Origin of the sequence: Pseudomonas sp. 1928-m (assembly GCF_029269135.1) — a bacterium.
Taxonomy (GTDB): domain Bacteria; phylum Pseudomonadota; class Gammaproteobacteria; order Pseudomonadales; family Pseudomonadaceae; genus Aquipseudomonas.
Genome location: NZ_JARIXO010000011.1, coordinates 1 through 11,680, shown reverse-complemented (window position 1 = coordinate 11,680; position 11,680 = coordinate 1). Strand labels below are relative to the sequence as shown.

Genomic DNA, 11,680 nt, shown 5'->3' with positions numbered 1-11,680 from the left:
GCTAGTAGCCCAATCCAAATCAAGAACCTAAACAATTTGTTTTTAAGGTTCAGTAAATAAGCTGTTATGACTAACGAAACAGCTAGCGGGATAGGGAATACCTCGGTTGGTATTGAGAAGAAGGCGTTTCTGTTAGCCCCTGCGAAAAATAAGAAAACACAACATATGAGCAGGCCAACCCAAAAAAAGTACTTAATGGTTGCGGATTTATTAGGCATGCGGTTCCTAACGTTTGGTTAAGGGGCGGGCTTTAGTCCGTCCCAGTGAGCGCAGCGAACGGTTTGAACCACTTATTAGCAGTTTAATACACAAGGTTCGCGCCAAAATCGGGGGCTTCGCCCCTATCAATTTGATTTTTCCAATGATCAATTTTCCCGTCTTCCATTTCCCAGAAAATTCTTAGTTGATCGAGATATTCGAGAACGACGTTTTTATGATTGTGGTCTAGTAAAGCTTTGGCTAAAAGCATATTGGGGCCGAATGTATCTAGCTGTGGCGAGCCTGGTGTATTACCCGATGCTATTAAGTGAGCTTTTGCCGCATCAATGTAGCCATTTTCTAGTGCTATTAGACCTAGGTATGTATTTGCTTTTTGTATCGCGTTTCCATAGTTCCAGTCTTTCGGGTATTTGCGTGCTAACAAAAGATACTCGTTGCTTAGTTCTTGTGCGTCTTGTAGTTGGTTGTTGAAATATTTTTCTTTTATCAAATTCTCTAGTGAGTAAAAGCGCTTTAGATCTTTTGGTAAAAACAAGTTACAGCCAGATAGCAATGTGATGAGACATATGGTGATTATGTTTTTCATGAAAACCTTTTTCTGAATAAGCTGCTAACGTTTGGTTAAGGGGCGGGCTTTAGCCCGTCCCAGTGAGCGTAGCGAACGGTTTGAACCGATTGTTATAAGGCAACATTACGCTCCGTGCGTGAAGTTAACTATAGAAGTGTAAGGCTAAAAAGTATTTTGTTTTCTTCGGTGTATTTGTAAGGTGGTATCTTAAGATTAATGGGTGCTGGCATACTTTTGTGGACACGGCCGGCTAGATCGAAGTTGCTACCATGGCACGGGCACTGGAAGCCGCCTTCCCATCCCAACACCATATTTTTAGCCCCAGCTTCAATCTGGTTTACTTTGCACCCTAGATGGGTGCAGAGAGGTACAAATACCAAAATTTCTGGCTTGATCGAGCGAAAGGAATTTTTAGCATCAGTTGGCTGAACCGATGACAACGATTCAGGGTCGAGCAAATTGCTGCTGGGGTTGGAAAGTTTTTTGAGATCTTCGCTGGTTCTTAGCACTATTCTTATTGGCGTTCCAAACCATTCAATATTTATGGGTTTATCAGTAGTTAACGTGGATATATCGATTTCCAAGTCGAAATCTTTAGCGCGCCATGCCCCCACATTGAGTGAGCGTAAAAACGGAATTGAAGTAATTGCCGCACCAATCAAGGTAAGGGTTGAAACAGCCCATTTTAGGTGTTGGCGTCTATTCATGCGGCCTTCGATTTCGAATTGACTTATAACGTTTGGTTAAGGGGCGGGCTTTAGCCCGTCCCAGTGAGCGAAGCGAACGATTTGAACCATTTGTTAGAGCGGCGCACGGTTGTGAAACCCCATGTATAGCTCTTTGAGCGATGCGGGTAGCTTTGCCCAGTATGGTTCCGCCTTGGCACTAGGTACCTGCCAAAATAGGTTTTCTACAAATGCTACGTCAATGCAGTTTTTTATTTCTGGACTGCAGCCTTGCAACGCCTGATTGAAAAATGAAAATAACTTCATGTGATTGCTGGCGTTAATACCTTTATTCATGTCACCGTTTAAAGCATTTGCGAGGCTTTCGAACCAAGAATAAGCAAACTCAGGATCAAGCTCGCCCCACATTTTAACGTGAACTCTATCGGCGGCTTCAGTTATCTCTGGATATCGATCCCTGACTACATTGTAAAGGTCGACAATGGTTTCCATGTTTCTAGCTCTAACGTTTGGTTAAGGGGCCGGCTTTAGCCGGTCCCGAGTGAGCGAAGCGAACGACTTGAACCAGTTGTTAGGCTGGGCTAGTACTGCACAGGGTCTAGTGTTGTTGCAAGCTCGTTATTTTTACATATGTCTGACGGTGTTAGTTTTTGGTGGTTAGAGATGCCGTTGACATTCACGGATATGTATTCCATACGCATGATTTTTAAGGTTTGCATATTGATTAGAAATTTATAACCGGGATTAGGATTTTGACTCTCTTCATGTCCGGGGTCGTAAAACATGATATGCAAATAATGTGGCGTTAACGAGTTTTCGTGATACCAAGAGCCGGACAGGTGTACTTGGCTCTTGTTGTCGCTCTTTATTAATGACAAAAGGCAGCCTGGGAATGTGAGCTTACTTTTGCCGACACTTAATTTTATGGATGTTAAGGCATTGCCAAAGAATGAGTTTTCTATTTGCAAGGCGGCGGGAGCGTAAGGTGGTGGTAGATTCGTTATGGTTCCATTTTCATTTAGTGTGATGATGGAGTCTTTATGAGCATAGGCTGCACTGCTCAGCAATAGTAGTAGCAACGTAAGCGGTAGCGTTTTATTCATATGCCTAACGTTTGGTTAAGGGGCGGGCTTTAGCCCGTCCCAGTGAGCGTAGCGAGCGTTTTGAACCACTTGTTAGGCGCGGACTGGAGCCGAGCGCTGCAAGTTGTTGCACCACGATAGCCAACAGTGCTTTTGCTTTAAATGCTTTTTCATGCTGTTGTGCTTTTTCATGCGCTTTTTCTGCTCGGCAATTTTGGAGCGCCTCAGCGCCAGTTCGATGTCATGACTGGCGTGCAAGGCAATTGCGGAACCAAGATTTTTTGCGCCGCCCGCGATTTCAAATACGCCAAATGCCTTTCATGAGAAGCATGCGGTTTTGAACTATTAATTCCGCGATTTCCCATGCCTGCACATTCCTTTGCTTTGTGTGCCTAACGTTTGGTTAAGGGGCGGGCTTTAGCCCGTCCCAGCGAGCGCAGCGAGCGATTTGAACCATTTGTTAGACGCTCGGATGTACGCATAATTTAAAGCACCGCTTTCTTGCTTGTAACTCGTTGCGCGATGACTCTGGCGAAACGCAATAAATTTAATGTTTGCAATGCAACTATAAAACCACGATTTCAACGTGCCTCGATGGTAAGCGGCGTAAGCGCAGAAACTACAAGGCTAAACCTGAGAAAGCCCCGAAAGCAATCGTGCGGCCTTACGAACAACGATGACGCAACGGATGAAGCGCGATAAATCCAATGTTTGCAATGTAACGACCTGAACGCAGTGTTGAAAAATGCCACAAATAAAACGGGCGTCAGTTCAGGCAATGCACATTTCAAACCGGTAAAACCTCGAAAGCAAACGTGCGTTTTTACGGGTGTACGCATTACAAAAACAAGCTTTGGAAACATGAACGTCTAACGTTTGGTTAAGGGGCGGGCTTTAGCCCGTCCCAGTGAGCGAAGCGAACGGTTTGAACCAGTTGTTAGGCATCATGTGGCCGCCCAAAACCAATTGCCTCATCAAGCAGTCGGTAGATGAGTAGACATGCTTCACTCTCCGAGAGTCCGCCTTGGACCTGATTGAATTGTCCGCGCTCCTTGTAGAGCACCTTCCAGTTGGGGCCATCAGCCACAAGAGAGTAAGACTCGCTTTCCTCCGCTGGACCACCGAGCGAGTAAAGGCTTGAGTGAACTCCGGCACGCACAAGTTGATTCTGAAGCTCTTGCCGATTCATGGGGAACTCGCTGATGAGGCCTAACGTATGGTTAAGGGGCGGGCTTTAGCCCGTCCCAGTGAGCGAAGCGAACGGTTTGAACCAGTTGTTAGGCTAAAGCGCGCCGCTATGTGGGAGACTTGTTTTCAAGTGCCTTAAGATCTTCAACCGAATAAATAAAGCCGCTGATTTTGCCTTGTTGATAGCTTGACTCTTGACAGTAACTGTAACTGCTCATTGAATCAACGTCTTCATCAAGAGTAGCTCGCACATTATGCTTGGAGTTAAAAAACAGTTTAGTATGATGGTCGATGACTTTCTGCTCCGGACTCGCTTTTATAATCTCTTCTATCCGACCGTTCCACATGCTCATATATGTATATTTAAAGCCATCTTCAAAGGCGTTAAAGTCACATACGTCAGCGATGTCGTTTTGTTTGATTTTAACGTTTTTGACATATCCTGAAGCGTCACCGATCTCTACTTCTTTTTCATTTATATGTGATTTTCCAGCACATCCTGCTAAGGAAGCTGCAATAAAAAAAGCATAGATTATTGGCTTGAGCATTTAGATGGTTTCTCCTTGGTTGGGCCTAACGTTTGGTTAAGGGGCGGGCTTTAGCCCGTCCCAGTGAGCGAAGCGAACGGTTTGAACCACTAGTTAGGGGCCCGCTCACCATTTTTTGTTTTTAATGCTCTGGCTAGGAAGTAAACACCGCCAGCAAGACTTAGTTTTGAAATTCCACCAGTTATTCCAAGCACAACTGCGCCCGTTGCTGGCCATGGCTTGTCTAATTCAAAATTTGTCTCTAAAAATATTTGCGCCAAAAACCCAAGGCCTAAAGCGCCATTAAATGCAAATTGCATTATTAGTGAGTAAGTGGCGTAGATGCCTATTAAAATTCCTGCCGTTTTATTTACTGATACAAGAATTAGCAGCGCTAAGCCAACCAAAAGTAGCCCCGCAGAGTAGTGAATTGCTATTTCGATATTTTGAAGAAGCAATGTAGGGCTCCTAACGTTTGGTTAAGGGGCGGGCTTTAGCCCGCCCCAGAGAGCGAAGCGAACGGTTTGAACCATTTGTTAGAGGTTGCAATTACGGAGCCTGAATGTGCTTAACCCATGTGGGAGCAGCGTATCCAAGGAGACCGCCAATAATCGTAGCCAGCGCATAGCCTTCTGGTCCAGCTTGCAAATAAAAAGCAATGAGTAGGCAACCTAATATTGAGAAACATACCTGCCAAGTAATAGGGTGACTAAAAGCCTTTGGCTCGATGTGTGGTGCTCCAATAGCACCGAGGATAGCGCCTAAGGCAGAAAATAATAAAATATTGGACAAGGTATAACCGTAAGTCAGTCCACCGAAGATAGTGAAAATAATTGCGCTTGCGGCGGCGATTACTATTGCAATTTTAAAAGCAGAGGTGAGCTTCCGAGCCATTAAGACCTCTAACGTTTGGTTAAGGGGCGGGCTTTAGCCCGTCCCAGTGAGCGAAGCGAACGATTTGAACCGCTAGTTATGCGCGACCGCCTGGAACTCTAAGCCCCTAAGCCCTTCTACTTGCAGAGACGTTTTAGCATGCTCGCTGGCAAGAAGGACTCTACTGCGGCTATTACCAGAGCCAAAGACTATATCAGTGCCAGATAGATCAGATTCAGGCTCGGCTAACAGGAATACCGGGGTTGCCCCCGCAACTGCCCTGCATTGGTTGCAATTAGAACACAAGCCCTCAAAGCGAGTTTTTCTGCTTTTGAAATCAAATAGCGTAATTGTGGTTGGCTTGACCACAAAGAACTCAGGATCAGAAGGCAATGGCAGAAACTCTAAGCCGTGAAGACCTAAGCGATTACACGCCTCCTTGAACTTTAAGGAGGCAATGTAATAACCATCGTGGGTAGCTGAAAGGTCGTAAACCCTTCGTTTCACCCTGAATTCAGAGTTTATGAAGTACAGGTCGGTTTTGAAGCCACAAGCCAGGCAGAAAGGTACGCCAGATAGGAAGAGCTTATCTGCAGACCCACACATGCTTGAATCATTGTCTGGACAATGGAGGCTATAGGCTGGCATGGATTTACCTGTGGCGCATAACGTTTGGTTAAGGGGCCGCGGAACGCGGTCCCGAACGAGCAAAGCGAGTGACTTGAACCAGTTGTTAGGCAGCGGACTTCGAGCCGGACGCAGGACTTACTGCCAGCGCTGAGCTTAACCGGCGGGGCGCACGGTGTGTCGGTTTCGACCCCGGAAGTTATTTGTGATGTGCGCATTTCCTGAAAGCAACTCCCTTGCTGAGCACAAATAACGGCCTCTATCTTCAGGCGGCCGCTCGATTCTGTGCTGGCACCGCGATGCGGCTGCTGTGTTCTTGGGCACGGACATCGACCATGGCTTTGCTCTTGCGCCTAACGTTTGGTTAAGGGGCCGGCTTTAGCCGGTCCCGAGTGAGCGAAGCGAACGGTTTGAACCAATTGTTAGGTTTGCTATGCATAGACAGCACGTATCTCTTCATAAAGCTTTTTACGCTTGATGAGTATGTTGGATCTAAAAGTGTCAAGGTCAGCTTCTTTGAGGGAAGTGTTTCCGTGCCATGCCACTCTTCTAAATTCTTTGATGTACTCGCCGTAATCACGTAAAAGCTCTTGCGCTTTAGTTGAGCCTAATAAAATTAGTTTTCCTTCTGCGCTAGCAAGCTGGCTAAATTTGTCGAAAAGCTCTGTTTCAGCTGATTTTATACGCGTAGGTAAGTGATCTGGAGCCGGCTTGTCGCGCTCTGCGTAGCGTACATGCTCAACCATGTAAGCCCAATATTTTAGGGTTGCAGAGGAAAACTCTTCTGTTTGCCCAGCAATTTCCTCGATTAATTCACGCTGCCTTTTTAGTTTTGTCTTCGCTATGTCATTTTCATGATTGAGCTTTGTGACCCAGTACGTGGCAACGCCTGAGATTAGTGCACCAAGGCCGATTTTTACTGCGGTATCAACGATGCTTAGTAATTCCATGCGTACACAAAACTCCTTTAGCGAACCTAACGTTTGGTTAAGGGGCCGGCTTTAGCCGGTCCCGAGTGAGCGAAGCGAACGGCTTGAACCTATTGTTAGGCTGCAGCCTAGATGATTAGCTGTTCGATGTCTGGTATCCGACCCTGCTCCGATGCCCGCAAGATTAGACGCTTCAGAAGAATGGCGGATTCGGTAATTGCATTCTGCACATCTCCCTTGATCTTTCCGCCATGGACTGCTTTCGAACGAGCCCTGTAGAGGTTCTTTGTATCCTGAAAGATTTGGCGCTGCTCTTCTACACTCTCGCCTAGAAACTTTGCGATGCCCATACTCAACTTGAACGTTATTTCACTATCTATGCCAAAGAGCCCCTCAATTCCCGACCAAATCATAGCGAGCTGGGCTCTAGGTAGGCTGTGCCACTTATAGCTAGAAAGCGCATGTACTGCGTCGCGATAAGAGTCTTTACTCATTAGAGAGCGCGCGCTCGAAAAGTGAGTTTTAAGCCACTCGCACTGTTCTTCTTTCAAGGTGGCAGGGGGCCAACTTCGCAGTCCGCGCAGATGGTGGTTGGTCACGTGAATATTTGATATTTCAGTAAGTTCCTCAATAGGCGAATTTGACTGGAGATTGCATGTCACCTCGTACCCCGCCAGAGCGCCTACTAACATGCCGTCCCACACACCGTTCCACGCTCGCGTCGCAACTTCCTGTGCGTTAGCTCCGGTTATTCGTAGCTGTGAGGAAACCCTAGGCAAAAAGAGCATTAGAACAGCACGATCCTCGTCTCGCTCCATGTTATCTAAGAGAGAGGAGGATAGTTTAGGACGCCCAGCCGGCAGCAATTCCACGCCATCGGCTAGGCTAATAGATGATGTTACTGCTACGCCGTGAAGATATAGGTAGCAGCCTTCAGGAGGTCCAAAAACTTTCATCTGTGGCCTAACGTTTGGTTAAGGGGCGGGCTTTAGCCCGTCCCAGTGAGCGAAGCGAACGATTTGAACCACTAGTTAGGGGACTGCCGCCTAAACCCTAGGTAAAATCCAAGCATTATGGATAGCACGGTTGCCATGTATGGTAGCAAGTAAAATAGTTGTGCTAGTAAGCTTTCTTGTGCGGCTGTAGCGTGGTTAACTGTTTCTGTTGTTAAGAAAATTAATGAAAATATTGTGAGGATAATTGTTATTGCTTTAAGCATCAGTTTTGTGGGGAATAATTTTGCTGTAATGAGTGAAACCACGAATGCTGGGATGCCCCAGGCGATAAACGCAATCACTATAGATGAGTATTTTTGCGAATTCGTAAGCAATGACACTGTAAGCAAGTTGTTGCACAGAAATATAAATATCGATGCGATTATGGCGTATGAAATTGCTCGGAGTATGTACATTTGTTCCCTAACGATTAAGCTAAGGGGCTGGCTTTAGCCAGTCCCAGTGAGCGAAGCGAACGATTTGAGCGCATAGTTAGGTGACAACACACCTTTTGTTACCTGCCGAAAGCGCATGCCAGAATCTGGATGCCGCCACGAAAGCGATACTCGGACTGCCAATAATGGGCGTCGTTGATCTCCGCGAATTCGACATCAGGGCAAACTTTATATTGAGAGTTAAATGGTCTGCGCAAGATAACTAGCAGCTCGCATTTTGGTGACCACGCAGAAATTTCCTGAATTTGATTTCCAAGAGCGACTTCGCTGTCAAGGATCGTCTTAAGTGGCTCTGAGAGGTCTTCTACGCCCATTTATATTTGGCACCTAACGTATGGTTAAGGGGCGGGCTTTAGCCCGTCCCAGTGAGCGAAGCGAGCGATCTTGAACCGCTTGTTAGACCGTTGGTTAATTTATAGATGAAGTGGTTGTTTAAATTCATTGGTGGATGCCTCAACGCCAAGCAATAGCGCCAGGCGCAACTCAAATTTCTCGGTGCCTCGCTCCATTTGAAGTGTGGCATTGCCTGGTGGGAGGGAGAGAAATATACCGCCTCTTGTACAGTCTGGTTCTAGGCCGTCAGCTGTAACTTCCTCGCCAGCCCCTATAAAAACCTGGCCTGTCGGGCACGATAGTCGGGCCTCGATTTGTGGGTTAGCAAGAGGCGTGAATTGAACACTGGCAATGTAGCTTCCATCGCTGCCGATATCTATGAACGCTACGTTTCCTGCATTTAATTCGTTGACTTGTTCGTCAGGTGGCCAGCACCACCAGTCGACGTCATCGTCCAGGCGATGTTTAAGCGAGCCTAGGTCGAATACGCAAATCGACGAAGTATCTGTAACGAACTTAAACGATTGGTTAGACAACTTGGTTTGCTCCGAGGTCTAACGTATGGTTAAGGGGCGGGCTTTAGCCCGTCCCAGCGAGCGAAGCGAGTGATTTGAACCAATTGTTATACACCGTTGGCCATTTCAACTGACTTCGAAGTAATGGAAATCAGCCCTCGCGCCAGATATATATGAGTAAGCCCAGGGGTTTCACCTGTTACCCAGTAACTGATATTGCCGAACGACGCGTGCTTTGTCATTAGCTCGAAGTCAAGTAATTGATTGAAATTGCTGACGTCACCGAATTTTAGAGTGCCTTCAATGCGATCGCTTGCTCCTTCACTTGGATAGTATGCAAGTCTGATTTCTGCTGCACAATTTATGGGATCTAAATTTATGCCTAAAAGAATGGCGTCATGTAGTTCGAGATTCTGAAGATCGGAAATGTCGTTCATGCTTTGGCGCCGATGTTGGATGGCAAGTGTGTATAACGTTTGGTTAAGGGGCGGACTTTAGCCCGTCCCAGTGAGCGCAGCGAACGGTTTGAACCAGTTGTTATGCGCTTGGTAAATTTCTATTGCTCTGCTTCTGTTGTGCTTTTAATTGATGTGCGGCACTCAGCATGAAGAGCAGCCCACCAGCGAGGCTTAGCGAGTATGGAAGGCTGGAGTAGTAGGCCAAGTAATCAATTAGTTTTTCTCCATGAATAATATCTCCAAAGAATAAAAAAATAAAAGGAGATACGTAGGCGAAAAACATAAAGCGGCAACCTATAGATAATTCCCCATATGCTTTGTTTTCAGAGGCTCTTGATGCTGACTGGAAGAGATATGCTGCTACAAGGAAGCCTATTGCAAGCAAAGGGTCTAACACCATAGTTAAGGCGTCAAGCGGTTGAACATTGAAATGCATTATTTGTGATTCCACCTGAATTGCATTGGTGCATAACGTTTGGCTAAGGGGCGGGCTTTAGCCCGTCCCAGTGAGCGCAGCGAACGATTTGAGCCAGTTGTTAGGCCTGGCAGGTCTGACAAGGTAGCCGCCGCAACGCAGAAAGAAAAGGCAGGCACCGCCGATGCTAGTGTCGGATTTGGTAAGTTAATTGTTACGTTGTCCGGCATAAACCAACTCCTTTTGATAATGCCAGTAACTATGGAAAATGTACTGGCGACGCGGTGTTGTGGGTGATGCAAACGGAAAAAATTATTCCGGAGGTTGCCTAACGTTTGGCTAAGGGGCGGGCTTTAGCCCGTCCCAGTGAGCGCAGCGAACGATTTGAGCCAGTTGTTAGGCCTGGCCGGTCTGACACGGTAGCCACCGCAGCGCAGAAAGAAAAGGCGTGCACCGCCGATGATAATGTCGGAGTTGGTAAGTTAATTGTGACGTTGTCCGGCATAAACCAACTCCTTTTGATAGTGCCAGTAACTCTGGAAAACGTACTGGCGATGCGGTGTTGCGGGTGATGCAAACGGAAAAATTATTCCGGAGGTTGCCTAACGTTTGGTTAAGGGGCGGGCTTTAGCCCGTCCCGAGTGAGCGAAGCGAACGACTTGAACCACTAGTTAGGATTTGTGTGCATCGTACATAGATGCCCATGTGAGTTGCTTTACGCCATTTGCGCTGCTTGTAAACACAGTGTCGATTGGTATTAGCTTTCCAAAACCAAGAAATTTTTCACGATCTATTGATTGAAATGCACGGCTGTAAAACGCCACTGCAGAGTCAGGGATCAGTATTGCGTGGCGACAATCAGATCGATTGGTTCTACCCGTTTCCTTTAGTAACTCTCCAAATATTTTGTGCACTGTGTTGTGTTTGTCTTTTGAGTCATCGCTTTTTGCCTCGATAACCCAGTGCAGATTTAATTTGGATACGAACTCAATATCAGCGAATTTTCTTGATTTACAGTTAGTGTTAATTATTGATTTAATTTTCACGCTGTCGTCAGCATGTTGCTCAATGTGAGTAACAAATTGATTAATGAGGTCTTGTTCTGGAGTTCGATTAGCCATCAATTTCTCCGATGAGAACCCTAACGTTTGGTTAAGGGGCGGGCTTTAGCCCGTCCCAGTGAGCGCAGCGAACGGTTTGAACCAGTTGTTAGGCTTGACCAAAATTGAGAGCCGAACGCAGGTGAAAAACCGTAATTCAGGATTCTACCCACACCGTTTCATTCGGATGGTGCTCTTTGATGGTATCGATTGCGCATGATATTGCTTCTTTGTCGTTAGGCTCAATAGTGTAGTTAAAGTCCGAGAGTACTGCGCCTGACTCTCTGAGTGCCACAAGTTCTGTATTGGAGAATATTCCTGCAGATAGCCAGAGAGAAAGATACGAATTATTTTCAATGCTTTGGTAGCTTTCATAACCTTTACGTGTGAGTGCCAGGAATATCATGAAAGAGCCTAACGATTAAGGTAAGGGGCGGGCTTTAGCCCGTCCCAGCGAACGAAGTGAGCGATTTGAGCGCATTGTTAGAGGCCGCTTCGCATGGCAATTTTTTTGTTGTATACCTCGCTAAGAATATATGGATTTCCCATGCCTGTTTTAATGCGCCACTCATTATTGGTGTTAGTGAGAGTGAAAACTTTTTTCTCAATATCGCCCTTGGCGTGTTTTTTAATATTTTGATCCTGGATGTTGCTGGTGTCGAATAATTCGTAAGTTACTATTGATGCGCAAAATTCAGGGTGGCATATAG

12 protein-coding genes are annotated in these 11,680 nt (G+C 46.3%); all 12 read right to left on the bottom strand.

Annotated elements, in window-relative coordinates:
* Positions 1 to 301 precede the first annotated feature (301 nt).
* Positions 302 to 805 carry a hypothetical protein gene (locus P3C18_RS20525; protein WP_275963628.1) on the bottom strand — a complete coding sequence of 168 codons (504 nt, stop codon included), beginning with the start codon at positions 803 to 805 and terminating at the stop codon, positions 302 to 304.
* 128 nt (positions 806 to 933) lie between these two features.
* On the bottom strand, positions 934 to 1,494 hold the full coding sequence (petA, locus tag P3C18_RS20520; protein WP_275963627.1) for a ubiquinol-cytochrome c reductase iron-sulfur subunit: 561 nt from the start codon (positions 1,492 to 1,494) through the stop codon (positions 934 to 936).
* A 93-nt stretch (positions 1,495 to 1,587) separates the two neighbouring features.
* The gene (locus tag P3C18_RS20515) at positions 1,588 to 1,965 is read right to left on the bottom strand and encodes a hypothetical protein (protein WP_275963626.1); all 378 of its coding nucleotides are present in this window, start codon (positions 1,963 to 1,965) and stop codon (positions 1,588 to 1,590) included.
* Between the two features lie 89 nt (positions 1,966 to 2,054).
* Entirely contained in the window at positions 2,055 to 2,576 is a 522-nt protein-coding gene (locus P3C18_RS20510) for a hypothetical protein (protein ID WP_275963625.1), read from the bottom strand.
* A 1,274-nt stretch (positions 2,577 to 3,850) separates the two neighbouring features.
* Entirely contained in the window at positions 3,851 to 4,291 is a 441-nt protein-coding gene (locus P3C18_RS20505; RefSeq protein ID WP_275963624.1) for a hypothetical protein, read from the bottom strand.
* An 89-nt stretch (positions 4,292 to 4,380) separates the two neighbouring features.
* A complete protein-coding gene (locus tag P3C18_RS20500) occupies positions 4,381 to 4,728 on the bottom strand; it encodes a hypothetical protein (RefSeq protein WP_275963623.1) in 348 nt (115 codons plus the stop codon).
* 91 nt (positions 4,729 to 4,819) lie between these two features.
* Positions 4,820 to 5,164: a hypothetical protein gene (locus tag P3C18_RS20495; RefSeq protein WP_275963622.1), complete on the bottom strand. Its 345-nt coding sequence runs from the start codon at positions 5,162 to 5,164 to the stop codon at positions 4,820 to 4,822.
* A gap of 1,037 nt (positions 5,165 to 6,201) precedes the next feature.
* A complete protein-coding gene (locus tag P3C18_RS20490; RefSeq protein ID WP_275963621.1) occupies positions 6,202 to 6,720 on the bottom strand; it encodes a hypothetical protein in 519 nt (172 codons plus the stop codon).
* A 2,384-nt stretch (positions 6,721 to 9,104) separates the two neighbouring features.
* Positions 9,105 to 9,434 (bottom strand): hypothetical protein, encoded by a 330-nt coding sequence (locus P3C18_RS20485; protein WP_275963620.1) that lies wholly within the window; start codon positions 9,432 to 9,434, stop codon positions 9,105 to 9,107.
* A gap of 100 nt (positions 9,435 to 9,534) precedes the next feature.
* Complete coding sequence (locus P3C18_RS20480) at positions 9,535 to 9,891, bottom strand: hypothetical protein (RefSeq protein WP_275963619.1); 357 nt, start codon at positions 9,889 to 9,891, stop codon at positions 9,535 to 9,537.
* 650 nt (positions 9,892 to 10,541) lie between these two features.
* Entirely contained in the window at positions 10,542 to 10,991 is a 450-nt protein-coding gene (locus P3C18_RS20475; RefSeq protein WP_275963618.1) for a hypothetical protein, read from the bottom strand.
* 462 nt (positions 10,992 to 11,453) lie between these two features.
* Positions 11,454 to 11,680, bottom strand: a 227-nt coding sequence (locus tag P3C18_RS20470) for a hypothetical protein (RefSeq protein ID WP_275959838.1), incomplete at its 5' end; no start/stop codon positions are given.

Excerpts from the sequence above, each read along its gene's own strand:
- P3C18_RS20515 (WP_275963626.1), bottom strand. The coding sequence starts at position 1,965 with ATGGAAACCATTGTCGACCTTTACAATGTAGTCAGGGATCGATATCCA.
- P3C18_RS20485 (WP_275963620.1), bottom strand. The coding sequence starts at position 9,434 with ATGAACGACATTTCCGATCTTCAGAATCTCGAACTACATGACGCCATT.
- P3C18_RS20525 (WP_275963628.1), bottom strand. The coding sequence starts at position 805 with ATGAAAAACATAATCACCATATGTCTCATCACATTGCTATCTGGCTGT.
- P3C18_RS20510 (WP_275963625.1), bottom strand. The coding sequence starts at position 2,576 with ATGAATAAAACGCTACCGCTTACGTTGCTACTACTATTGCTGAGCAGT.
- P3C18_RS20490 (WP_275963621.1), bottom strand. The coding sequence starts at position 6,720 with ATGGAATTACTAAGCATCGTTGATACCGCAGTAAAAATCGGCCTTGGT.
- P3C18_RS20495 (WP_275963622.1), bottom strand. The coding sequence starts at position 5,164 with ATGGCTCGGAAGCTCACCTCTGCTTTTAAAATTGCAATAGTAATCGCC.
- P3C18_RS20480 (WP_275963619.1), bottom strand. The coding sequence starts at position 9,891 with ATGCATTTCAATGTTCAACCGCTTGACGCCTTAACTATGGTGTTAGAC.
- P3C18_RS20505 (WP_275963624.1), bottom strand. The coding sequence starts at position 4,291 with ATGCTCAAGCCAATAATCTATGCTTTTTTTATTGCAGCTTCCTTAGCA.
- petA (WP_275963627.1), bottom strand. The coding sequence starts at position 1,494 with ATGAATAGACGCCAACACCTAAAATGGGCTGTTTCAACCCTTACCTTG.
- P3C18_RS20475 (WP_275963618.1), bottom strand. The coding sequence starts at position 10,991 with ATGGCTAATCGAACTCCAGAACAAGACCTCATTAATCAATTTGTTACT.